24 protein-coding genes are annotated in these 21,350 nt (G+C 66.6%); 19 read left to right on the top strand and 5 right to left on the bottom strand.

The window, feature by feature from the left end; all coding sequences use genetic code 11:
* The first annotated feature begins 78 nt into the window (after window positions 1-78).
* Entirely contained in the window at window positions 79-1,428 is a 1,350-nt protein-coding gene (locus KUV62_RS20650) for a metal-dependent hydrolase family protein (protein WP_222605636.1), read from the top strand.
* A gap of 96 nt (window positions 1,429-1,524) precedes the next feature.
* Here KUV62_RS20650 and KUV62_RS20645 read toward each other — a convergent pair whose 3' ends face one another.
* On the bottom strand, window positions 1,525-1,857 hold the full coding sequence (locus KUV62_RS20645) for a hypothetical protein (RefSeq protein WP_222605635.1): 333 nt from the start codon (window positions 1,855-1,857) through the stop codon (window positions 1,525-1,527).
* Window positions 1,858-2,109: 252 nt separating this feature from the next.
* Between KUV62_RS20645 and thrS the strand changes: the two genes are divergently transcribed.
* The 5 genes from thrS (at window position 2,110) to KUV62_RS20620 (ending at window position 6,896) form a co-directional block, all read left to right on the top strand.
* Complete coding sequence (thrS, locus tag KUV62_RS20640) at window positions 2,110-4,059, top strand: threonine--tRNA ligase (RefSeq protein WP_222605634.1); 1,950 nt, start codon at window positions 2,110-2,112, stop codon at window positions 4,057-4,059.
* A 308-nt stretch (window positions 4,060-4,367) separates the two neighbouring features.
* Window positions 4,368-4,673 (top strand): DUF2282 domain-containing protein, encoded by a 306-nt coding sequence (locus KUV62_RS20635; RefSeq protein ID WP_222605633.1) that lies wholly within the window; start codon window positions 4,368-4,370, stop codon window positions 4,671-4,673.
* A gap of 74 nt (window positions 4,674-4,747) precedes the next feature.
* The gene (locus KUV62_RS20630) at window positions 4,748-5,599 is read left to right on the top strand and encodes a DUF692 family multinuclear iron-containing protein (RefSeq protein ID WP_222605632.1); all 852 of its coding nucleotides are present in this window, start codon (window positions 4,748-4,750) and stop codon (window positions 5,597-5,599) included.
* Window positions 5,596-6,327 (top strand): DNA-binding domain-containing protein, encoded by a 732-nt coding sequence (locus KUV62_RS20625; RefSeq protein WP_222605631.1) that lies wholly within the window; start codon window positions 5,596-5,598, stop codon window positions 6,325-6,327. Before KUV62_RS20630 ends, KUV62_RS20625 begins: the two co-directional genes overlap by 4 nt.
* Window positions 6,324-6,896, top strand: coding sequence for a DoxX family protein (locus KUV62_RS20620; RefSeq protein WP_222605630.1), 573 nt, complete (start codon window positions 6,324-6,326; stop codon window positions 6,894-6,896). The genes KUV62_RS20625 and KUV62_RS20620 overlap by 4 nt, the downstream gene beginning before the upstream one ends.
* A 4-nt stretch (window positions 6,897-6,900) precedes the next feature.
* Here the strand turns inward: KUV62_RS20620 and KUV62_RS20615 are convergent, their stop codons facing one another.
* Window positions 6,901-7,221 (bottom strand): arsenate reductase family protein, encoded by a 321-nt coding sequence (locus tag KUV62_RS20615; protein ID WP_222605629.1) that lies wholly within the window; start codon window positions 7,219-7,221, stop codon window positions 6,901-6,903.
* 228 nt (window positions 7,222-7,449) lie between these two features.
* On the opposite strand from KUV62_RS20615, the gene KUV62_RS20610 reads away from it, so the two are divergent.
* A complete protein-coding gene (locus tag KUV62_RS20610; RefSeq protein ID WP_008885598.1) occupies window positions 7,450-7,656 on the top strand; it encodes a cold-shock protein in 207 nt (68 codons plus the stop codon).
* A 60-nt stretch (window positions 7,657-7,716) separates the two neighbouring features.
* Here the strand turns inward: KUV62_RS20610 and KUV62_RS20605 are convergent, their stop codons facing one another.
* Entirely contained in the window at window positions 7,717-8,622 is a 906-nt protein-coding gene (locus KUV62_RS20605) for a LysR family transcriptional regulator (RefSeq protein WP_222605628.1), read from the bottom strand.
* Between the two features lie 94 nt (window positions 8,623-8,716).
* Here KUV62_RS20605 and metF point away from each other — a divergent pair, with 94 nt between their 5' ends.
* The 5 genes from metF to KUV62_RS20580 all read left to right on the top strand — a co-directional run bounded on the left by metF (window position 8,717) and on the right by KUV62_RS20580 (window position 13,122).
* Entirely contained in the window at window positions 8,717-9,583 is an 867-nt protein-coding gene (gene metF, locus KUV62_RS20600; RefSeq protein ID WP_222605627.1) for a methylenetetrahydrofolate reductase [NAD(P)H], read from the top strand.
* Window positions 9,584-9,718: 135 nt separating this feature from the next.
* Complete coding sequence (locus KUV62_RS20595) at window positions 9,719-10,219, top strand: hypothetical protein (RefSeq protein WP_222605626.1); 501 nt, start codon at window positions 9,719-9,721, stop codon at window positions 10,217-10,219.
* A gap of 160 nt (window positions 10,220-10,379) precedes the next feature.
* On the top strand, window positions 10,380-11,162 hold the full coding sequence (locus KUV62_RS20590) for an HAD-IIB family hydrolase (protein WP_222605625.1): 783 nt from the start codon (window positions 10,380-10,382) through the stop codon (window positions 11,160-11,162).
* A gap of 1 nt (window position 11,163) precedes the next feature.
* Window positions 11,164-12,390 carry a glycosyl transferase gene (locus KUV62_RS20585; protein WP_222605624.1) on the top strand — a complete coding sequence of 409 codons (1,227 nt, stop codon included), beginning with the start codon at window positions 11,164-11,166 and terminating at the stop codon, window positions 12,388-12,390.
* An 84-nt stretch (window positions 12,391-12,474) separates the two neighbouring features.
* Window positions 12,475-13,122 carry a bifunctional 4-hydroxy-2-oxoglutarate aldolase/2-dehydro-3-deoxy-phosphogluconate aldolase gene (locus KUV62_RS20580; RefSeq protein WP_222605623.1) on the top strand — a complete coding sequence of 216 codons (648 nt, stop codon included), beginning with the start codon at window positions 12,475-12,477 and terminating at the stop codon, window positions 13,120-13,122.
* Between the two features lie 45 nt (window positions 13,123-13,167).
* Here KUV62_RS20580 and KUV62_RS20575 read toward each other — a convergent pair whose 3' ends face one another.
* Window positions 13,168-14,286 (bottom strand): DUF6456 domain-containing protein, encoded by a 1,119-nt coding sequence (locus tag KUV62_RS20575; protein WP_222605622.1) that lies wholly within the window; start codon window positions 14,284-14,286, stop codon window positions 13,168-13,170.
* 225 nt (window positions 14,287-14,511) lie between these two features.
* Here KUV62_RS20575 and KUV62_RS20570 point away from each other — a divergent pair, with 225 nt between their 5' ends.
* Complete coding sequence (locus KUV62_RS20570) at window positions 14,512-14,808, top strand: DUF6477 family protein (RefSeq protein ID WP_222605621.1); 297 nt, start codon at window positions 14,512-14,514, stop codon at window positions 14,806-14,808.
* Here the strand turns inward: KUV62_RS20570 and KUV62_RS20565 are convergent.
* Entirely contained in the window at window positions 14,801-16,345 is a 1,545-nt protein-coding gene (locus KUV62_RS20565; protein ID WP_222605620.1) for a trimethylamine methyltransferase family protein, read from the bottom strand. The genes KUV62_RS20570 and KUV62_RS20565 overlap by 8 nt on opposite strands.
* A gap of 257 nt (window positions 16,346-16,602) precedes the next feature.
* Here KUV62_RS20565 and KUV62_RS20560 point away from each other — a divergent pair, with 257 nt between their 5' ends.
* From KUV62_RS20560 to KUV62_RS20535, 6 genes are all read left to right on the top strand, one after another.
* Window positions 16,603-17,346 carry a DUF2270 domain-containing protein gene (locus KUV62_RS20560; RefSeq protein ID WP_222605619.1) on the top strand — a complete coding sequence of 248 codons (744 nt, stop codon included), beginning with the start codon at window positions 16,603-16,605 and terminating at the stop codon, window positions 17,344-17,346.
* A gap of 155 nt (window positions 17,347-17,501) precedes the next feature.
* The gene (locus tag KUV62_RS20555) at window positions 17,502-18,137 is read left to right on the top strand and encodes a DUF2270 domain-containing protein (protein WP_222605618.1); all 636 of its coding nucleotides are present in this window, start codon (window positions 17,502-17,504) and stop codon (window positions 18,135-18,137) included.
* 112 nt (window positions 18,138-18,249) lie between these two features.
* A complete protein-coding gene (locus KUV62_RS20550) occupies window positions 18,250-18,429 on the top strand; it encodes a hypothetical protein (protein WP_222605617.1) in 180 nt (59 codons plus the stop codon).
* Between the two features lie 47 nt (window positions 18,430-18,476).
* Window positions 18,477-20,042, top strand: coding sequence for a glutamine-hydrolyzing GMP synthase (gene guaA, locus KUV62_RS20545; RefSeq protein WP_222605616.1), 1,566 nt, complete (start codon window positions 18,477-18,479; stop codon window positions 20,040-20,042).
* 160 nt (window positions 20,043-20,202) lie between these two features.
* A complete protein-coding gene (locus KUV62_RS20540; RefSeq protein ID WP_222605615.1) occupies window positions 20,203-20,475 on the top strand; it encodes a putative quinol monooxygenase in 273 nt (90 codons plus the stop codon).
* Window positions 20,472-21,326 carry a DMT family transporter gene (locus KUV62_RS20535; protein ID WP_222605614.1) on the top strand — a complete coding sequence of 285 codons (855 nt, stop codon included), beginning with the start codon at window positions 20,472-20,474 and terminating at the stop codon, window positions 21,324-21,326. The genes KUV62_RS20540 and KUV62_RS20535 overlap by 4 nt, the downstream gene beginning before the upstream one ends.
* The last annotated feature ends 24 nt before the right edge of the window (window positions 21,327-21,350 follow it).

The raw sequence follows: 21,350 nt of genomic DNA, 5'->3' as shown, positions 1-21,350 counted from the left end.
ATTTTGAGAACGGACCTCAGCCCGCTAAGGTTGAAGCACGCGCGCGATTCTCTGTTCCTGACCTCGGGAGGGTCAACGATGACGTTGAAAGACGTGTCGAGGCGCGCGCTCGCCTCTGCCTTGGGCTGCTGCGTGATCGCGGGTTCGGTCGCCGCGCAATCGGACGATGCTCCGAATGCCGTGCTGATCCGCGGCGCCAAGATCTTCACCGGCTGCTCGCCCGATCTGATCGAGGGCCAGGACGTGTTCGTCGCCGGCAACATGATCAGCAAGATCGGCGCCGAGCTCGAAGCGCCGGATTTCGCCACGATCATCGATGCCGACGGGCGCGTGCTGATCCCGGGGCTGATCGACGCGCATTGGCACGGCGTCTACGCCACGGCGACCATCGCGCAGCTGATGACCACCAACGAAGGCTATTGGAACCTGCTGACCTCGGTCGCGCAGCGTGACACGCTCTATCGCGGCTTCACGACCGTGCGCGATGCCGCGGGGCCGATGTTCGACATCGCCCGCGCCACGGACGAGGGTCTGATCGAAGGGCCGCGGGTGTTCCCCTCGGGCCCGGCCATCTCTCAGACCGCGGGTCATATGGATTTCCGGATGACACGGGACGTTCCGGCAACGCCGGACAAACTTCACCCGTTCGAGACGGCCGACATGTTCTACATCGCCGATGGCGTGCCGGAGGTACTCAAGCGGATCCGCGAGAACCTCATGCAGGGCGCCACCCAGATCAAGCTCATGGCCGGGGGCGGCGTCACCTCGAGCTACGACCCGATCCACACCATGCAGTATACTCAGGACGAGCTTAAGGCGGCCGTCGAACAGGCCGCGAACTGGGGCACCTACGTGCTTACCCACGCGATCAACGACGAGGCGGTGAACCATTCGCTGGATGCGGGCGTCAAGAGCATCGAGCACGGACACATGTCGACGCGCGAGACGCTCGAACGCTTCGTCGAAGAGGACGCCTGGCTCAGCATGCAGCCGTTTCTCGATGACGAGGACGCGCCGGCGCTGAACGCCTTCCAGCAGGCGAAATACAAGTTCGTCACCGACGGCACGGATTTCGTCTACCGCACGGCGAAGGAGCTCGGCGTCAAGATCGCCTTCGGCACCGACACGCTGTTCAGCGCGGATCTGGCCAAGCGGCAGGGGGCACAGCTCGCGAAGCTGCAGCGCTGGTTCACGCCCTACGAGGCGCTGAAGATGGCGACCTGCGACAACGCGGAGCTGCTCAAGCTCTCGGGCCCGCTCACGCCCTACCCGATGGGACCGCTCGGCGTGATCGAGGAAGGGGCCTATGCCGACATGATTCTCGTCGACGGCAACCCGCTCGAGACCCTCGATCTGGTCGGGGATCCGGAGGGGAGCTTCGACCTCATCATGAAAGACGGCACGATCTACAAGAACACGCTGCAGTAGGCGAGGCTTGGGCAGATGCGGGGCGCCGTGATTGGCGGCGGCGCCCTTGTCTCGCAGGGCGATGTCGCGCGGGCCATGTTTAGAGGCGGCGCGCCGTTACCCGGCCCGTCCGAGGATGCTCTTCAGCTTGTTGCGCTTCTCGACCTTCAGGTCGCGGCTCAACAGCACCGCGCGAACCTGCCCCCAGGTCTCGGGAGGAAAGGCCTCGGGGTCTGCACCGGGCAGCAAAAAACGGATTTCCGCCTTCTCGCCGTCGGTCAGCGGCACCGGGTCTCCGAAGGTCAGGGCCAGTTGCACCGGCGCGTCCGGCGCGGGCGCGGCCTGAGCGGCGGGCGTGGTGAGGGTGGGGTCTGCCGCAACGGCGGAGCCTGCGGCCATGCCGAGCCCGCAGAGCGCTGCTAGGCAGGCCGTGAAGATCTGTCCAGTCATGTCATCCTCCATGTTCAACCCATGCGGAGATCATAGCACTCTCGCTCTCGCGCGCGCCATGACGCCCGATCACAAAGCCGTTTCTGCCCCGGCCTCTGGCCGGCGCCATTCGCGCGCCCCGGTTCTTCGCGCCGCCACGCGCCTGCGGCGGCAACTCTCCTTGACACCCCCTCTCCACCCGGCCAAAAGATCCGCGCAACATAACCCGCAACCGGGCGTTCCGTGGGCGCCAAACCGACGAGGAGAGCCGCTATGGCCCAGATCTCTCTCACCTTTCCCGATGGCAACAAGCGCGAGTACGAGCAGGGCGTGACCCCCGCCGCTGTCGCGGAGTCGATCTCGAAATCGCTGTCGAAGAAGGCCATCTCCGCCATGGTCGACGGCCAGCACTGGGATCTCCAGTGGCCGATCGAGCAGGACGCGCAGATCGCCATCAACACCCTTCAGGACGAAGCGCCGGCCCTCGAGCTGATCCGCCACGACCTCGCCCACGTGATGGCGCGCGCCGTGCAGGAGATCTGGCCCGAAACCAAGGTCACCATCGGCCCGGTCACCGAGCATGGCTGGTTCTACGATTTCGACCGCGCCGAGCCCTTCACGCCGGAAGACCTTGGCCAGATCGAGGCCAAGATGAAGGACATCATCAACGCCCGCGAGCCGGTCACCACCGAGATCTGGGAGCGCGACCGAGCGCGCGCCTTCTATGAAGAGAACGGCGAGCCCTACAAGGTCGAGCTGGTCGACCGCATCCCAGAAGGCGCCCCGATCCGCATGTACTGGCATGGCGGCTGGCAAGACCTGTGCCGCGGCCCGCACCTGCAGCACACCGGCCAGCTTCCGGCGGATTCGTTCAAGCTGATGGGCGTCTCCGGCGCCTACTGGTTCGGCGACGTCAACCGCCCGATGCTCCAGCGCGTGCAGGGCGTGGCCTTCCGCAACCGCAAGGATCTGCAGGGCTATCTCAACTTCCTCGAGGAAGCCGCCAAGCGCGACCACCGCAAGCTTGGCCGCGAGATGGACCTGTTCCACATGCAGGAAGAGGCGCCGGGCCAGGTGTTCTGGCACCCCAATGGCTGGACCATCTACACCACGCTGCAGGACTACATGCGCCGCCAGCAGCGCCGCGGCGGCTATGTCGAGGTCAACACGCCGCAGGTGGTCGACCGCAAGCTCTGGGAGAAATCCGGCCACTGGGAGAAATACCAGGAGAACATGTTTATCGTCGAGGTCGACGAGGAGCATGCGCGCGAGAAATCCGTCAACGCGCTGAAGCCGATGAACTGCCCCTGCCACGTGGAGATCTTCAAGGTCGGCCTGAAATCCTACCGCGACCTGCCGCTGCGCATGGCCGAGTTCGGCTCGTGCAACCGCTACGAGCCCTCGGGTGCGCTGCACGGCATCATGCGGGTGCGCGGCTTCACCCAGGACGACGCGCATATCTTCGCCACCGAGGACCAGATCGCCGAGGAATGCCAACGCTTCATCGATTTCCTGTCGAAGATCTACAAGGATCTCGGTTTCGAGAAGTTCGACATCCTGTTCTCGGATCGCCCCGACACCCGCGCCGGCAGCGACGAGGTCTGGGACAAGGCGGAAACCGCCCTGCTCGAAGCCACCCGCAGCGCCGGCATCGAGCCGGTGATGAATCCCGGCGAGGGCGCCTTCTACGGCCCCAAGCTCGAGTTCAGCCTGACCGACGCCATCGGCCGGGTCTGGCAGTGCGGCACCTTCCAGGTCGATTTCGTGCTGCCCGAGCGGCTCGACGCGACCTATATCGGCAAGGATGGCGAGAAGCACCGCCCGGTCATGCTGCACCGCGCGACGCTGGGCTCCTTCGAGCGCTTCATCGGCATCCTGATCGAGGAACATGCCGGCAAGCTGCCGTTCTGGCTGGCGCCGCGCCAGGTCGTGGTGGCGTCGATCACCTCGGAGGCGGATGACTACGTGCACGAGGTCGTGGCCGCGCTCAAGGCCGCCGGCGTGCGCGCCGAGGCCGATATCCGCAACGAGAAGATCAACTACAAGGTCCGCGAGCACTCGGTCGGCAAGGTGCCGGTGATCCTCGCCGTGGGTCATCGCGAGGTCGAGGAGCGGACGGTCACCGTGCGCCGCCTCGGCGAGAAGCAGACCAAGCTCGCCACGCTCGACGAGATCACCCGAGAGCTGGGCGTCGAGGCAACCCCGCCGGATCTGCGAGATTGAGCCCGCGAATAAACTGAAACATATCTCACGACCGGCCCCCGCGTTCCCCGCGGGGGCCGTTTCGTTTGTAACATAGCGGCCGCGTTGTCCCACGACATGGGACAAGTTCTGTAATATTGAAACGGAATACCACGTCTTTCCAAAGCGATATGTCATATGACACACCTCATGCGCGTTGACGTAGGGTGACACACACGTGAGCCACGGGGCCGTGAATGGCCCACTCATCGCTCTCGCGGCAGGCTTGTTGGTGCCACCGGAACGGATCCGGATCGGCACCAACGGGACCCCAACACGGGAGAGAAAACATGTCCAAGACCCTCAAGACCGCCGCTCTGCTCAGCGCCGTCGCCACCGCCGTCACCCTCACCGCGCATCAGGCCGCGGCGCAGGAGAAGGAGAAATGCTTCGGTGTCGCCATGGCCGGCCAGAACGATTGCGCCGCCGGACCCGGCACCACCTGCGCCGGCACCTCCAAGGTCGACTACCAGGGCAACGCCTGGAGCCTCGTCGACGCCGGCACCTGCATGGAGATCGAGCTGCCGGCGATGGCCGACGGCTCCGAGCGCATGGGCTCGCTGGAAGCGCTCGAGCGCGACCTGCCCACCATGTGATCCCGCGCCGGGGCGGGTCACCTGCCCGCCCCGCGCCTCTGCTCAGCGATCTCCAAGCGACAAAGGACGGAACCATGCCCAGCGTCACCACCCTGCCCGCGCGTCCGGGCGTCGGCTACAAGCCGCAGCATTATTCCGAGATCCTCTCCGATGCGGGCCCGGTGGGCTGGCTCGAGATCCACGCCGAGAATTACATGGGCGATGGCGGGCGGCCGCTTGCCCAGCTGCGCGCGCTGGCCGAGCGCTTTGCGATCTCGGTGCATGGCGTCGGCCTCTCGATCGGCGGCGAAGGCCGGCTCGATCCCGAGCACCTCGCCCGGCTCAAGCACCTCGTGGGCTGGTTGACCCCCGCGAGCTTCTCCGAGCATCTCGCCTGGTCGACCCATGACAGCGCCTTCCTCAACGACCTCCTGCCGCTGCCCTATACCAATACCACGCTGGCCCGCGTCGTCGCCCATATCGACGAGGTGCAGGACACGCTGGGCCGCACCATGCTTCTCGAGAACCCCTCGAGCTACCTCGCCTTCGCCGAAAGCACCTGGGACGAGCCCGATTTTCTCCGCGAGATCGCGCGGCGGACGGGCTGCGGCCTGCTGCTCGACGTCAACAATGTCTTCGTCTCGGCGACCAACCTCGGCTTTACGCCGCAGGCCTATATCGACAGCTTCGCGCTGGAGCAGGTCGGCGAGATCCATCTTGGCGGCCATGACGAGGATGAAGACGATCATGGCGCGCCGCTGCTGATCGACAGCCACGGGCGCGAGGTCGCAGACCCGGTCTGGGCGCTGCTCGATCACACCCTGGCGCGCTCCGGGCCGAAGCCGGTGCTGATCGAATGGGACACCGATGTTCCGGCCTGGCCGGTGCTGGCCGAGGAAGCCCGCAGGGCCGAGGAGGCGCTGGCCCGGCTCGCGGTCGCCGCATGAGCCAGCACGCCTTCCATCACGCCCTGCTCGATGCCGCCCAGCCGATCCCAGAGGGGCTCACCGATGGCGCGGGCCGCCCCGCCGGACGGCGCTACGCCGTCTACCGCAACAACGTCGCCGTCTCGCTCACCGAAGCGCTGGCCGCCGGTTTTCCGGGCTGCGCGGCGCTTCTGGGCGAGGCCAACACCAACCGCATCGCCGGGCGCTTCCTGCGCCAGCACCCGCCGGCGAGCCCGCTGATGATCCACTGGGGCGCCGCCTTCCCGGCGTTTCTCGACGGGCTCGACGGTCTCGACCGCCTGCCCTTCCTGTCGGATGTCGCCCGGCTCGAGCTGGCGCTGCGCCGCGCCTATCACGCCGCCGATGCCACGCCGATTGCGCCCGATGCCCTGCTCTCGATCCCGGAGGACAGGCTCGGCCTCGCTCGCCTGCGGCTGGCGCCCAGCGTCCAGCTCGTGAAATCCCGCTGGCCCGTGGCCGAGATCCGCGCCTTCGCGCTCGGCCTCGGCCCCGCGCCCACCGGTGGCGCACAGGAGATCGCCGTGCTGCGCCCGGATTACGACCCCGAGCCGCATGTCCTGCCGCCGCAAGGCCACGCCTTCCTTGCGGCCCTTCGCGCCAACATGCCGCCCGGCGCCGCGGTGACCCAATGCGGCCCCGGCTTCGATCCCGCCCCCTGCCTCGCGCTGCTGCTGGGCCACGGCGCCATCACGGAGATCCTGTCATGACCCGGCTCATACCGCTCTACCGCCGTGCCACCGCCGAGCTCGAGGCGCACACGCAGGGCCTGCTGCCGCTCTTCGCCCGCCTGACTTTCGCCGCCACGCTCCTCGGCTATTTCTGGGCATCTGCCCGGACCAAGCTCGGCGATGGCGTGCTTGGCTTCTTGAGCCCCTCGACAGGCGCCTACGCCCAGATCTGGCCGCGCCAGTTCGAGGCGGTGGGCTATGACGCGGGCCAGCTCGGCCTGTTTCACTGGGCGGTGACGGCAGCCGGAACATGGGCCGAGTTCCTGCTCCCGCTGCTGATCGTCGTCGGATTCGCCACGCGGCTCGCGGCCCTGGGCATGATCGGCTTCATCACCGTGCAAAGCCTCACCGATCTCTACGGCCACGGCGGCATCGCACATCCCGAGACGCTGGGCGCTTGGTTCGACCGCGTCCCAGACGCGCTGATCCTCGATCAGCGGCTGCTCTGGATGCTGATCTTTCTGACGCTGGTGCTGAAAGGCGGCGGCTGGCTGGCGCTCGACCGGCTCGTCGCCCGCCGGCTTGCCCCGGCGGCGCAAACCGCCTGAGCGCTCAGGCAGAGACGCCGAGCGCGCCCTGCGTGGCCTTGTCCCAGCCGAGATACATCTGATCGCCATCGACGATCAGCGGCCGCTTCATCAGCGCCGGATGCGCCGCGATCAGCTCGAGCGGCGGCGTCGCGCGCTCCTCGTCCGAGAGGCCGCGCCATGTCGTCGACCGGGTGTTGAGCAGCTTGTCCCCGAACCGCGCCTGCGCCTCTGCGAGCAGCGCGGCGGGCATCCCATCGGCCCGCACATCGATTAGCTCCGCCTGCGGCAGCGCCTTCATGGCCTTTCGGCATGTGTCGCAATTTTTCAGCCCGTAAACCTGCATCGCGCCTTCTCCTTCGACTTGCGGCGACAAATTATCGCCTATCTCTGCGAGAGCGAAGTGTTTCTCTTGATTTTTGGCTGACCTGTGCAACGCTTTGTTTCGTGACCTTCGACGATCAACCGGAATATCCGGCATTTTCAGCCGTGTTATCCCCTGAAAGGCGATGGTGACGGGGCGCCCGGGCCAGGCCGGGCAACAACATTGGACGACTGGAAGGAGCACGGGAACATGCCGAGTGGCACCGTGAAATGGTTCAACACCACCAAAGGCTACGGCTTTATTGCGCCGGAAGAGGGCGGAAAAGACGTTTTTGTTCATATTTCAGCAGTCGAGCGGTCCGGTCTCACGGGTCTCGCCGACAATCAGAAGGTGAGCTACGAGCTCAAGGAAGGCCGTGACGGCCGCATGATGGCGTCCGACCTCAAAACCCTCTGAAATCATTAAACCTTATGCCTCGGCCCGCATCCGGGCCGGGCGCAACTCCCCGATACGGCGCTATTGCGTCTGAAGCTTGTGGGCTTCCTGTCCGGCCAGTCGGATCAGGTCGGCCATGTAGGGCTTCTCTAGATCTCCGCTCCGCGTCGCGGCGAAGAGCGTGCGGCTCAGGCCGTGCTCCGTCAGCGGCCGGGTGACGTAATCCGAATTGTATTTCACCTCGCGCACGACCCAGTCGGGCAGCACCGCGACGCCGCGATTCGACGCTACCAGCAGGAGAATCACAGCCGTCAGCTCAACCTGACGAATCGCCGCCGGCTCGACCTTCGCGGGGCTCAGAAGCTGCGAGAAGATATCCAGCCGCGCCCGGTCCACCGGGTAGGTGATCAGCGTCTCGCCGCGGAAATCCGCCGCCTCGATGAACGGCTTGTCGGCCAGCGGATGCGAGGCCGCCGCAACGAAGACCGGGCTGTAATCGAAGAGCGGCGTGAAGGTGATGTCGGGCAGATCCTCCGGGTCGGAGGAGATCACCACGTCGACATCTTCCTTCTGCAGCGCCGGCAGCGCGTCGAAGGCGAGACCCGGACGGATATCGACATCGACATCGGGCCAGCTCTTTCGAAACGCCTCGAGCACCGGGAAAAGCCATTCGAAACAGGCGTGGCATTCGATGGCGATATGAAGCCGGCCGGAGCGCCCTGCCCTGAGCCCGGCAAACTCCGCCTGCGCCGCCTCGACCTGCGGCAGCACCTGCTCGGCCAGCCGCAGTAGCCGCATCCCGGCCGCCGACAGCCGCATCGGCTTGGACCGTCGCACGAAGAGCTCGACCCCGGCCTGCTCTTCCAAGCCCTTGATCTGGTGGCTCAAAGCCGATTGCGTGATGTTGAGCTGGTCGGCGGCACGGGCCAGACCGCCCGCCTCATGCACCGCCTTGATCGTGCGGAGATGACGGAACTCAATGTGCATCCTATCGTTTCACTCATGTTGTTCTTGAGATTTATGAGTTTGTCTCACATTGCGGTATGTGCGACAAGCCTCGCAACAAAAGAGGATCCCGGCAATGCAACGCCCTGACATCTCGTTCGAGTTCTTTCCGCCCCGCAACATCGAGGCGACCTTCCGCCTGTGGGACACGGTGCAATCCCTGGCCCCGCTGGACCCGCGCTTCGTCTCGGTGACCTACGGCGCCGGCGGCACCACCCGTGAGCTGACCCGCGACGTGGTCGCCACGCTGCACAAGCATTCCGGCCTGAAGGTCGCGGCGCACCTGACCTGCGTTGACGCCACCAAGGCCGAGACCCTGGCCATCGCCGAGCAGTTCCACGCCGCTGGCGTCAGCGACATCGTCGCCCTGCGCGGCGACCCGCCGAAGGGCGCCTCGGGCTTCACCCCGCACGAGGACGGCTTCGCCAGCTCGGTCGAGCTGATCGAAGCGCTGCGCGAGGCCGGCGATTTCAACATCCGCGTCGGCGCCTATCCCGACATCCACCCCGAGGCCGCCTCGGGCCAGGCCGATGTCGAGTGGCTCAAGCGCAAGCTCGATGCCGGCGCCTCCGAGGCGCTGACCCAGTTCTTCTTCGAGGCCGAGACCTTCTTCCGCTTCCGCGACGCCTGCGAGAAGGCCGGCATCGACAAGCCGATCGTGCCGGGCATCCTGCCGATCGAGAACTGGAAGGGCGCGCGCCGCTTCGCCGAAGCTTGCGGCACCAAGATCCCCGCCTGGGTGATCGAGGCCTTCGAGAAGGCCGAGCGCGACGGCCGCCAGGATCTGCTCGCCACCTCGATCTGCACCGAGCTGTGCTCGGAGCTGCTCGAAGGCGGGGTCGACAAGCTGCATTTCTACACGCTGAACCGCCCCGAGCTGACCCGCGATGTCTGCTACGCGCTCGGCGTCACGCCCGAGACCAAGCTCGAGCACGTGGCCTGAGCGCCCCGCCGCCCCCTGCGGCCTCCCGAAAAAACACAGCCGCCGGCGACAGTTCCCCATGTTGCCGGCGATCTGCCGTATTAATGCCAATTTGAGAAGTTAGTACACACATCGTACAAACGGAGTGTGTTTCCAATGCGTGTATTTCTTACAAACTTTTATCAACTCGCCCATCGTGCCGCCGGAATTTATGCCGGCATCGCCACCTTGGGCTTTTTCGCAAGCGTCCCGCTTCAGATTTCCTCCGGACGTCATGTCATCATTCCCATCGTCATTTCCCTTCTCGCCTTCGTCGCCGCCGTGTTCCTGGCGCGGCCCTCGTCACTGCCCAGGCGGTTTTCAAGACCTTCCGAGCTGATCGACCTCGTGCCAGTTCTTCTCGGCAACGCGCTTCTGCCCCTGCTATTCATCGTGCCCTGCATGGGGCTGGTCATGGCGCTGGGGCTGCCCGAGCACCCGACCCGGCAGTTCGCGATTCTGGCCGCGGCGATTCCGTTCACGCTGTTTGCCATCAGCTGGTGCGTCGGGCTGGTGCTCTGCTGCTGGCCGGTGCGTCGCGACGATGATCACGACGAGAGCGAATTCGTCGAGCTGCTGTCGCAGTCGCTGCCGATGCTGGGCCGTCGGCGCGCCTGACCGGCCCCGGTCACGCTTCCGCTGGGGAAGCCGAACGCATTGAAAAGGGGCGGTTTCTCCGCCCCTTGCAAAATCTTCATGGCAGAAAGACCCGCCAGCGGTTCCCTCCCGCGCCGCAAACCGTTTAAGTTCGAGAAAAACGGCGAGGGAAGAGCGGCAGGTGCGGCTAATCGTTTTCACGGATCTGGACGGCACGCTGCTGGACCACGGCGATTACAGCTACAGCGCCGCCATGCCCGCGCTGGACGCTCTCAGGGCGCAGGGCATTCCCCTCATCCTCGCAAGCTCCAAGACCGCCGCAGAAATCGCGCCGCTGCATGACGCGCTCGGCCTCGGAGACTGGCCGATCATCGTCGAGAACGGCGCCCAGAGGGTCACCCCCGGCGCCGACATGCACGACCGCAGCGTCTATGCGCGGCTGCGCCGCCTGCTCGATGACCTGCCCGCGGATCTGCGCACGTCCTATCGCGGTTTCGGCGACATGACCGACGACGAGGTCGCGGAGATCACCGGTCTGCCGCTCGCCGGCGCAAGGCTGGCGCGGCTGCGCAACTTCACCGAGCCCGGGATCTGGAGCGGCGACGAGTCGGATCTTGCCGCCTTCCTTGCGGCGCTCGAGGCAAAGGGCATCGCGGCGCGGCGCGGCGGGCGCTTCCTGACCCTGTCCTTCGGCGGCACCAAGGCGCAGCAGATGGCCGGCATCATGGCCGATCTCGGCCGCGACACCGCCATCGCGCTCGGCGACGCGCCGAACGACACCGAGATGCTGGAGACCGCCCGTTACGGCGTGATTATCCGCAACGATCACGGTCAGGGCATTCCCGCCCTGCCCGGGGAAACCGACGGCACCATCATCCGCAGCGAGGCGCCCGGACCCGCAGGCTGGAACGCCTGCGTGCTGGCGCTTCTCGACAGGCTCGGATGCAACGGGAGAGCAGAGTAAAATGGCCGACTTCCAGCAGAACGGCAATATCGCCCAGTTCCACAACCTGCGCTCGCGCCCGGTCGAGGAGATGATCTACGAGCTCGAGACCTTTGCGCAGAGCCGCAAGATCTCGCTGATCCTTCCCTCGCTGTTCTCCGAGCTCGAGGGCGACGCGCTTCCGAACATCCTGCAGGAGCTAAGCCAAGTCACCTACCTGCACCGCGTCATCGTCGGGCTCGACCGCGCCTCAGAAGAGCAGTACCGCCACGCCCGCAAGTTCTTCTCCGTGCTGCCGCAGCAGACCACGGTGATCTGGAACGACAGCCCGCGCATGCTTCAGATCATGGGCCGGCTCGAGGCGCTGGGGCTCGCGCCGCAGGAGCCCGGCAAGGGCAAGAACGTCTGGGGCTGCATGGGCTACCTGATCTCCTGCGCCGACAGCTCGGTGATGGCGATCCACGATTGCGACATCGTCACCTACAAGCGCGAGATGCTGGACCGGCTGGTCTACCCGGTGGCCAACCCGACCTTCCCCTACCAGCTCTCCAAGGGCTTCTATCCGCGCGTCGGCAACAACAAGCTCAACGGCCGGGTCACCCGTCTGCTGGTCTCGCCGCTCTTGATCGCGCTCAAGCGCACCATCGGCGACCGCGACTACATCGACTACCTCCGCGCCTTCCGCTACCCGCTCTCGGGCGAGATGGCGCTGCGCACCGGCCTGCTGCCCGACCTGCGCATCCCCTCCGACTGGGGGCTCGAGATCGGTGTGCTCTCGGAGGCGTGGCGCAACCTCGGGCCGCGGCAGGTCTGCCAGGTCGAGATCGCCGACCAGTATGACCACAAGCATCAGGATCTCTCGGCCGAGGATGCCTCGCAGGGGCTCTCGCGCATGTCGACCGACATCTGCAAGGCGATCTACCGCAAGCTCGCTGCCGATGGCACGGTGTTCACCCCGCACGTGTTCCGCACCCTCAAGGCCACCTATTACCGCTCGGCGCTCGACCTGCTCGAAGCCTACTGGGCCGATGCCAAGATGAACGGGCTGACCATCGACCGCCACGCCGAGGAGCAGAGCATCGAGATGTTCGGCGAAAACATCACCCGCGCCGGCCAGCTCTTCATCGAGAACCCGCAGGAGACGCCCTTCATCCCGACCTGGAACCGCGTGCATTCGGCCGACCCGACGCTGCTGAGCGATTTCCGGGCGGCGGTGGCGGCGGATCAGGAGGAATACGGCAGCGACTGACGCCGCGTGATGTTAGCGCTCTACACCCCGCCCGGGAAACGTGCTAACGCGGGGCCGACGCCTTTGGAACCAGGAGATCCGACCATGATCACCCCCGCCGCCGCCAGCCTCGAATCCGAGAAGCTTTGCCGCCTTGCGCCGGTCATTCCGGTGCTCGTCATCGACGATGTCGCCCATGCAGCCCCGCTGGCGCAAGCACTCGTCAAAGGCGGCCTGCCGGTGCTGGAAGTGACCCTGCGCACCCCCTGCGCGCTCGAGGCCATCGCCGAGATGGCCAAGGTCGAGGGCGGCGTGGTCGGCGCGGGCACGCTGCTGACACCGGCCGACGTACAGGCTGCGGTCGATGCCGGCGCCAAGTTCGGCGTCTCGCCGGGCGCCACCGACAAGCTGCTCGATGCCTGCGAAGAGGCCGACCTGCCGCTGCTGCCGGGGGCTGCCAGCGCCTCCGAGGCGATGGCGCTGCTCGAGCGCGGCTACACGGTGCAGAAATTCTTCCCCGCCGAGGCCTCCGGCGGCGCCAAGGCGCTGAAGGCCATCGGCGCGCCGCTGCCGCAGGTGCGCTTCTGCCCCACGGGCGGCATCAGCATGGGCAACATCGCCGACTATCTCGGCCTGTCGAACGTGCTCTGCTGCGGCGGCAGCTGGGTTGCGCCCAAGGACAAGATGCTCTCGGGCGACTGGGACGGCATCACCGCGCTGGCCGCCGAGGCAGCGGCGCTGCCGCGCAGCTGATCCCGAGCCTTGAAGGTGGGCCGAAAACCGGCCCACCCGCCACGCCTAGCCGATCATGCCGCCACCATTGGCGTTGAGATCGTCATAGAAGCGGTGCAGCCGTTGCAGCGCGATGCGCAGCACGATCTTGCCCGACCGCGCCGACCAGCCCATCCGTTTCTCGGTCACCTCGAGCCCCTCGAGATAGCAGCAGCATTGCAGCGCCGCGTCGCCCAGGCCCGGCCCGAGCTCGCGCAGCGCCGCCGTGAGCCGTGCCCGCGCCGCCTCGGGGCCGCGCGGCGGCTCCTGCGACACGCCGCGATCGATGCCTGCGGTGAGGAATTGGTCCCAGTTCTGCGCCACCCGGGGTCCCATCTGCGCCAGCTCGAAATCCTCGCGCAACCGCTCGCCGGCGCGCACCAGGTCGTCCGGGAGAAACGGTGCCCCGTCCTTGTCGCGGCGCCGCGCCAGCAGCGCCAGGGGCGCCTCGTGCATGAGGGTGCGCCGCCGTGCCTGCGGGTCGTCTTCCTCGGCCTGCATTGCGGCCTCGGCGGCGCGGCCGCTGTCGAACCCGGCCTGCGCCTCGGCGAACCCGCGCAGCCTTGTCTCCTGCTCGGCCACCAGCCGCCCGAGCGCCGCACGGCCCGCGGAGGTGATCCTGTAGCGCGAGATCCGCCCCGGCGCGTCGCAGGCGATCCAGCCCTTCAGCGCCATCGCCTGGGCGATCGGCGCATCGACCACGGCGGTGCGGGCCGAGCCGCCCTCACCGGTGTCGCGCACCACCACCGCCTTGTCCATCTCGGCGGCCACCGCCAGAACCGCGCCGCGTTCGCAGAGCCGCCGCAGCACGCGGCGCGCCTCGCGCGAGAGCTTGCGCTCGTCCGGTGCTGCATCCGGTCCGGAAAAATCGGTCATCTGCGTGCGCTCCTTCGTCGCTTGGCGGGCAATCGCCCGGGTTCGCATCGCGCCGAGGCGCGACAGGGCGCCATCGACCAGTGGGTCGTCCCGGAGCGTCTCGATCCGCCGCACCTGGCGCAGAACGGTCGAGGCGTGGCATCCCGCCTCCCGCGCCAGCTTGCGGATCGCCTCGCCATCCACCGTGTGCGCGAGGTAGTTCCTGGCATCGTCCGGCACCCAGGCCGGAAAGCCCGGCCCGGTGGCTTTGTCGGTGCAGCAAAAAGTCATGGTCAGTCCCCTTGGTCCTTGATTTTGTCCACAAATTTATCCCCAGACCGGACCCAAATTCAGCGAGGGCAAGTTACCCAAAAGTTAACGCTTTTGCGGAACCCTTAAATTTATCCACAATTGATAAACAATTATTAAGGGAGCGGACTTTCGCTTAGGTTGCACCGCAACACCCTCTTCCGCCGTGACAGCATGGGTCCGTCACAACCCCGGAAGGACCGACCGATGCACGATCTTCAAAGCCGCCTGCAACAGACGCGCCGCCCCCGGCTTCTGATCCGGGCGGCGCGCATTGCCGCCGAAGAGTACCGTCGCAATGCGCATCTGCCACGCGTGCTCGGACCCGGCGTGCCGAGCCGGCATGGCGCCGCGGTGATGCAGCTGCTCGAGCTCGAAGCGATGATGGAAGAACGCCGAAAGGCGCGCGACGGGGCCTATTCCGTCGCGCGCCATGTCGAGGCGCTGGCTGCGATGATCGGCGAGGCGCGGCTGATGGCGCTGACCGAGACCGCGCTTACATGAAGCTGTCGGGCATGCTGGCCTTCTTGGACGCTACGAAGGCCTCGAGCGCCTCGGCGGTGGCGGGATCCATCGCCGGCTGCTCGTAGCTGTTGAGCAGCTTGCGCACGCGCTCGGAGGCCAGCGCCATCGTGTCGCGCCCGCCCTCCTCGATCCAGGTCTCGAAGGGCTTGTAATCAAACAGCTCCGAGCGCCAGAACGCGGTCTTGAAATGTGCCTGTGTGTGGGCACAGCCAAGGTAATGCCCGCCCGGCCCGACCTCGCGCAGCGCGTCCATCGCCTGGGCGCTCTCGTCCAACGCGACGCCGGCGGCCATCTTGTGCAGCGCGCCGAGCTGGTCGGCATCCATGACGAATTTCTCGTACGACGCGACGAGCCCGCCCTCGAGCCAGCCGCAGGCATGGAGCATGAAGTTGACCCCCGCCAGCAAGCCGTTGTTGAGCGTGTTCGCGGTCTCGTAGGCGGCCTGGGCGTCGGGCAGCTTGGAGCCGCAGAACGAGCCCGCCGAGCGGTAGGGCAGCCCGAGGCGCCGGGCCAGCTGGCCGGCTCCGTAGGTGATCTGCGCCGCCTCCGGGGTGCCGAAGGTGGGCGCGCCGGAGTTCATGTCGATCGAGGTCACGAAGGCGCCGAAGATCACCGGCGCCCCGGCCCGCACCAGCTGCGAATAGGCCACGCCGGCCATCACCTCGGCCAGCACCTGCGTCAGCGTCCCGGCGACCGAGACCGGCGCCATCGCGCCGCCGACGATGAAGGGCGAGATGATGCAGGCCTGGTTGTTGGCGGCATAGATCTCGAGCGCGCCCATCATCACGTCGTCGAAGGTCAGCGGCGAGTTGATGTTGACCAGCGAGGTCATCACCGTGTTGTCCTGCACGAACTGCTCGCCGAACAGGACGCCGCACATGTCGACGCTGTCCTGCGCCCGGCTGGGCTCGGTGACCGAGCCCATGAAGGGCTTGTCCGACAGCGTCATGTGGGCGTGAAGCATATCTAGATGGCGCTTGTTGACCGGAACGTCGGTGGGCTCGCAGACCGTGCCGCCGGAATGGTGCAGCCAGCGCGACATCTGGCCGAGCTTCACGAAATTGCGGAAATCCTCGATCGTGGCGTAGCGCCGGCCGCCCTCGGCATCATGCACGAAGGGCGGGCCGTAGACCGGCGCGAGCACCAGGTTGCGGCCGCCGATCTCGACATTCTTGGCCGGGTTGCGGGCCACCTGGGTGAAGCGCGAGGGCGCGGTGGCGCAAAGCTTGCGGGCAAGGCCGCGCGGGATGCGCACGCGCTCGCCGTCGATCTCGGCCCCGGCCTCGCGCCAGCGCTCCAGCGCGGCGGGGTTGTTGACGAAGTTGACGCCGATCTCTTCCAGCACCGTCTCGGCATTGTGCTCGATGATCTGCAGCGCTTCCTCGTTGAGGATCTCGAGATCGGGGATGCTACGCTCGATATAGCGCGCCGTCTCGACCACCGCCGAGCTCCGCGCCGCCCGTCGGGCCGCACCGCCGCCGCTTCTGCCTCGTTTCCGCGTCGTCGCCTCGACCATGATGTTCTTCCCCGCGTGAATCCGGGCGCCTCCCTGCGCCCAAGGTTCCCTTTTCTAACCCGGACGCCCGTGCGGGCGGATGCGCGATTGCGGCGCATCGCGTGGAAATGCGACATTGCGCCGGTACAAACGCGTCCTCACGGCAACGTCAGGGCCAGCGCCGCCGCCGGTCACCACCTTTTAACGCATCTCGGACATAGCTTTCTAACCGGGGGTGAATTCAAGGCGGCGCAGTGCGCCGAGCTTTAGGTGGACGAATGCCGAGCAGCGCGCAGCTCGCAACTCTGGCCAATTGGCTGGAGGACGCGGAAGACAAGACGAACATTCAGGAAATTCAATCGCTTCCCGAACTGAACGCGGCCGAGATCGGGGCCCTCGCCCATCTCTACCGCAGCGAGGTCCATCGTTGCAGCGTCTGGCGCACCCGGCTCGACACCACGACCAACTGGGCCGTGGTCACGCTGGGGGTGGCGCTGTCGATCTCCTACGCCGCGCCCGGCGCGTCGCCCCTGCCGCTGGTGCTCGTGGGCATCCTCAACCTGTTCTTCCTGACCCTCGAGGCCCGGCGCTACCGCTATTGCGACAGCTGGCGCACCCGCTTCCGCCGTATGGAAAAGAATTTCTACGCCCCGATGCTCAACCCGGCCCAGAAACGCAGCCGCCATTGCTGGCGCCAGATGATGGCGCAGGACTACATGCACCCGATGTTCCACATCTCCTACATCCATGCTCTCGGGCGGCGCATCCGGCGCAGCTATTTCTGGATCATGCTGATCCAGCTGATCGCCTTCCTGGGCAAGATCGCCGTCCACCCCACGCCGGTCGGCTCGTTCGAAGAGGCGCTGCGCCGGGCGGATGTCGGGTTCATCCCCGGAGAGGCGATCTTCGCCGGCGGGGCGATCTACATGGCGAGCTTCTGCGGCATGGCGGTCTACAGCGCGATCGAGGATCGGCGCAGCTTTCGCAAGCACAACCTGGCCTTGCCCGACGCCGTCTACTGATCGCAGCGGCCGAGAGCGGGTTTGACCAGCCGGATCGCAGATGCAAAGCTCCCCTCTAGGGAGCGGCGCGCGCGCCGAGGGGAGCGGAGGACGAACTCATCGACAGCAAGACCGGCGGGGCGCCCACGCCGCGCAAGGATCTCGACGCCGCCGAGATGGGCGCCATTGCCCACCTCTACCGCGGCGAGGTCTATCGCAGCACCATCTGGCGCACGCGCCTCGACACCACGACGAACTGGGCGGTTGTGACGCTGGGCGTGGCGCTCTCGATCTCCTTCGCCTCGCCCGAGGCCTCGCCGATCCCGCTTGTCCTCGTCGGCATCCTAATCGTGTTTTTCCTGTTCCTCGAGGCCCGGCGCTACCGCTATTTCAACGTCTGGCGCGCCCGGGCCCGCTGGATGGAGACGCATTTCTACGCCCCGATGCTGGCCGAGGGCGACCTGCATCTAGAGGAAGACTGGCAGCGCGTGCTGGCCAACGATTACCTGCGGCCGCGCTACCACGTCCCGCTGATGGTCGCGATGGGCCGCCGCATCCGCCGCAACTACTTCTGGATCCTGCTGATCCAGACCCTCGCCTTTGCCGGCAAGATCGCCGTCCACCCGACCCCGGCGCAATCGGTCGACGAGGCGATCCGGCGCGCCGATATCGGGCCGTTGCCGGGCGAACTGATCGCCGCGTTCGGGGCGCTCTACGTGCTCGCCTTCGGCGCAATCGCGCTCTGGAGCAAACGCGACGACCTGGCGCGCTCGCGGCGGCGTGGCCGCGCGAAATCAGACTCAATGGGCTGAATATGTCTTTCCCGAATCCTCCAAAACGCTTAGAAGCTGCGCCAGATCAAGGTGAGCGTCACAAAAAATTTGCAATCTTGAGTCGAACCCACCCCGTCCGAGGACACCCATCATGGAAGCCTTTGCCTGCGACGACCCGAAACCGGCCCCTCTCTTCGACTTCGTCATGGAAGCCTCGATCTGCGCGGCGATTGCCGCCTTCGTGCTGACCCTGTCGCTGCCGGTGACCGTCGCGGTGCTCTGTGTCGCCTGGCTCTTGGGCATGGTGCTGGCGGATCCGCTCCGCGGCTGAGCACCTGGCCTCTTGCGCAACGCGCAAAGCGCTTCTAAAGCGTGGCCATGACCCAGCATGACCGCCTCCTCATCATCGATTTCGGCTCGCAGGTGACGCAGCTGATCGCGCGCCGCCTGCGCGAGCTGAACGTCTATTGCGAAATCCATCCCTACCAGAACGTCTCCGACGCCTTCCTGAAGGAGTTCGCCCCGAAGGCGATCATCTTCTCCGGCGGCCCGGACAGCGTCACCCGCGAAGGCTCGCCGCGCCCGCCCAAGAGCGCCTACGAGCTCGGCGTGCCGATCCTCGGGATCTGCTACGGCCAGCAGGTGATGATGCAGGACCTCGGCGGTCGCATCGAGGCGGGTGAAAGCCACACCGCCGAGTTCGGCCGCGCCTATGTGACACCGACCGAGCACAGCACCGAGTTCTTCAACGGCTGGTTCCTCGACGCCACCGGCCGCGAGCAGGTCTGGATGAGCCACGGCGACCACGTCGCCGAGATCGCCCCGGGCTTCGACGTCTACGGCACCTCGCCGGGCGCGCCCTTCGCGATGATCGCCGATCTCGAGCGCCGCTTCTACGCGGTGCAGTTCCACCCCGAGGTGCACCACACCCCGAACGGCGCGACGCTCTACGAAAACTTCATAAAGATCGCGGGCTTCACCGGCGACTGGACGATGGGGGCCTACCGCGAGGAGATGATCGCCAAGATCCGCGAGCAGGTCGGCGACAAGAAGGTGATCTGCGCGCTTTCGGGTGGCGTCGACAGCTCGGTCACCGGGATCCTGCTGCACGAGGCCATCGGCGACCAGCTGACCTGCGTCTTCGTCGACCACGGCCTGCTGCGCCTCAACGAGGCCGAGCAGGTGGTGTCGATGTTCCGCGACAACTACAACCTCAACCTCATCCATGCCGACGAGTCCGAGCTTTTCCTCGGCGCGCTCGAGGGCGTCTCCGACCCCGAGACCAAGCGCAAGACCATCGGCAAGCTGTTCATCGACGTGTTCCAGAAATACGCCGACGAGATCGAGGGCGCCGAGTTCCTCGCGCAGGGCACGCTCTATCCCGACGTGATCGAGAGTGTCAGCTTCTCCGGTGGCCCGTCGGTGACCATCAAGTCGCACCACAATGTCGGCGGCCTGCCCGAGAAGATGGGCCTCAAGCTGGTCGAGCCGCTGCGTGAGCTGTTCAAGGACGAGGTCCGCGCGCTGGGCCACGAACTCGGCCTGCCGGCAAGCTTCATCGGCCGCCACCCGTTCCCCGGGCCGGGCCTGGCGATCCGCTGCCCCGGCGAGATCACCCGGGACAAGCTCGAGATCCTGCGCAAGGCGGATGCGGTCTATATCGACCAGATCCGCAAGCACGGTCTCTACGACGAGATCTGGCAGGCCTTCGCCGCCATCCTGCCGATGCGCACCGTGGGCGTGATGGGCGATGGCCGCACCTACGATTACGCGCTGGCGCTGCGCGCGGTGACCAGCGTCGACGGCATGACGGCGGATTACTACCCGTTCACCCACGAGTTCCTCGGCGAAACCTCGACGCGGATCATCAACGAGGTGAAGGGCATCAACCGGGTGTTCTACGATTGCACCTCGAAGCCGCCGGGGACCATCGAGCTCGAGTGATCGGGGCCCGCGCGCAGGCACGGCGTCACCGATTGCACACAAACGATTAACGCAAGCCCCGCATTGTCCGATGCGGGGCTTGCGTCTTGCTGGGGCCCGGGCCAAGGTCGCGCGGTTCGTGGGGGCCGTCGATGAGGCCGGCCACGGCCGAGGAGACCCCATGCCCGAGATCCGCCTGACCGGCACCATGACCTGCCCGCCCGAGCGCGCCGAACAGATCCGCGCCGCGCTGCCCGAGCACATCCGCCTGACCCGGGCCGAGCCGGGCTGCCTGAGCTTCGAGGTCATCGAGACCGCGCCTTGCGTCTTCACCGTGGCCGAGCGCTTCACCGACTGCGCCGCCTTCGACGCTCACCAGTCGCGCGCACGGGCCAGCGACTGGGCCCGCGTCACCGCCGGCTGCGCGCGCGACTACGCGGTGACCGAAGCATGAGCCAGACGCTTCAGGCCGTGCTCTGGATGACCGGGGCCGTCGTCTCCTTCACCGCGATGGCGGTGGCGGGACGTGCCGTCAGCCTCGATCTCGACACGTTCGAGATCATGCTCTACCGCTCGATCATCGGCGCCATCATCGTCACGTCTGTGCTCGCTGCAACGGGCAAGCTCTCGCAGATCAACCGGGACCGCTTCGGCCTGCACGTGGCGCGCAACATCAGCCATTTCGCCGGGCAGAACTGCTGGTTCTTCGCGGTGGCCAGCATCCCCCTTGCGCAGGTCTTCGCGCTCGAGTTCACCTCGCCGCTCTGGGTCATCCTGCTGTCACCGCTGGTGCTGGGCGAGCGCATCACGCCAACCCGCGCCATCGCCGCCGGCATCGGCTTCATCGGGATCCTCGTGGTGGCCCGGCCGACGCCCGAGACCATCAGCCCCGGCCTGATCGCGGCGCTGCTCGCGGGCGTGGGATTCGCCGGTTCGGCGGTGTTCACCCGCAAGCTCACCCGCACCGCCTCGACCGCCTGCATCCTGTTCTGGCTCACCGTCATGCAGGCGGTGTTCGGCCTTGTCTGCGCCGGCATCGACGGCGACATCGCCCTGCCCGGCCTCGCCACCTGGCCTTGGGTAGCGCTGATCGCCATCGCCGGGCTCGTGGCGCATTTCTGCCTCACCACCGCGCTTGGCCTCGCACCCGCTCCGGTTGTCATGCCGATCGATTTCGCCCGGCTGCCGCTGGTCGCCGTGGTGGGCATGCTGGTCTATGCCGAGACGCTCGACCCCTTCGTGTTCCTCGGCGCCGCGATCATCTTTGGCGCGAACTATTTCAATATCTTGCGAGAAACCCGCTGATCCGCAGCATCCTGCCGCCGCTGA

Origin of the sequence: Salipiger bermudensis, assembly GCF_019801965.1 — a bacterium.
Taxonomy (GTDB): Bacteria; Pseudomonadota; Alphaproteobacteria; order Rhodobacterales; family Rhodobacteraceae; genus Salipiger; species Salipiger bermudensis_A.
The sequence above is the reverse complement of the archived record's forward strand: the minus strand, read 5'-3'. Positions and strand labels throughout refer to the sequence as shown.

Coding starts and splice junctions, on each gene's coding strand:
- KUV62_RS20650 (WP_222605636.1), top strand. CDS start 79: ATGACGTTGAAAGACGTGTCGAGGCGCGCGCTCGCCTCTGCCTTGGGC.
- KUV62_RS20645 (WP_222605635.1), bottom strand. CDS start 1,857: ATGACTGGACAGATCTTCACGGCCTGCCTAGCAGCGCTCTGCGGGCTC.
- thrS (WP_222605634.1), top strand. CDS start 2,110: ATGGCCCAGATCTCTCTCACCTTTCCCGATGGCAACAAGCGCGAGTAC.
- KUV62_RS20635 (WP_222605633.1), top strand. CDS start 4,368: ATGTCCAAGACCCTCAAGACCGCCGCTCTGCTCAGCGCCGTCGCCACC.
- KUV62_RS20630 (WP_222605632.1), top strand. CDS start 4,748: ATGCCCAGCGTCACCACCCTGCCCGCGCGTCCGGGCGTCGGCTACAAG.
- KUV62_RS20625 (WP_222605631.1), top strand. CDS start 5,596: ATGAGCCAGCACGCCTTCCATCACGCCCTGCTCGATGCCGCCCAGCCG.
- KUV62_RS20620 (WP_222605630.1), top strand. CDS start 6,324: ATGACCCGGCTCATACCGCTCTACCGCCGTGCCACCGCCGAGCTCGAG.
- KUV62_RS20615 (WP_222605629.1), bottom strand. CDS start 7,221: ATGCAGGTTTACGGGCTGAAAAATTGCGACACATGCCGAAAGGCCATG.
- KUV62_RS20610 (WP_008885598.1), top strand. CDS start 7,450: ATGCCGAGTGGCACCGTGAAATGGTTCAACACCACCAAAGGCTACGGC.
- KUV62_RS20605 (WP_222605628.1), bottom strand. CDS start 8,622: ATGCACATTGAGTTCCGTCATCTCCGCACGATCAAGGCGGTGCATGAG.
- metF (WP_222605627.1), top strand. CDS start 8,717: ATGCAACGCCCTGACATCTCGTTCGAGTTCTTTCCGCCCCGCAACATC.
- KUV62_RS20595 (WP_222605626.1), top strand. CDS start 9,719: ATGCGTGTATTTCTTACAAACTTTTATCAACTCGCCCATCGTGCCGCC.
- KUV62_RS20585 (WP_222605624.1), top strand. CDS start 11,164: ATGGCCGACTTCCAGCAGAACGGCAATATCGCCCAGTTCCACAACCTG.
- KUV62_RS20580 (WP_222605623.1), top strand. CDS start 12,475: ATGATCACCCCCGCCGCCGCCAGCCTCGAATCCGAGAAGCTTTGCCGC.
- KUV62_RS20575 (WP_222605622.1), bottom strand. CDS start 14,286: ATGACTTTTTGCTGCACCGACAAAGCCACCGGGCCGGGCTTTCCGGCC.
- KUV62_RS20570 (WP_222605621.1), top strand. CDS start 14,512: ATGCACGATCTTCAAAGCCGCCTGCAACAGACGCGCCGCCCCCGGCTT.
- KUV62_RS20565 (WP_222605620.1), bottom strand. CDS start 16,345: ATGGTCGAGGCGACGACGCGGAAACGAGGCAGAAGCGGCGGCGGTGCG.
- KUV62_RS20560 (WP_222605619.1), top strand. CDS start 16,603: ATGCCGAGCAGCGCGCAGCTCGCAACTCTGGCCAATTGGCTGGAGGAC.
- KUV62_RS20555 (WP_222605618.1), top strand. CDS start 17,502: ATGGGCGCCATTGCCCACCTCTACCGCGGCGAGGTCTATCGCAGCACC.
- KUV62_RS20550 (WP_222605617.1), top strand. CDS start 18,250: ATGGAAGCCTTTGCCTGCGACGACCCGAAACCGGCCCCTCTCTTCGAC.
- guaA (WP_222605616.1), top strand. CDS start 18,477: ATGACCCAGCATGACCGCCTCCTCATCATCGATTTCGGCTCGCAGGTG.
- KUV62_RS20540 (WP_222605615.1), top strand. CDS start 20,203: ATGCCCGAGATCCGCCTGACCGGCACCATGACCTGCCCGCCCGAGCGC.
- KUV62_RS20535 (WP_222605614.1), top strand. CDS start 20,472: ATGAGCCAGACGCTTCAGGCCGTGCTCTGGATGACCGGGGCCGTCGTC.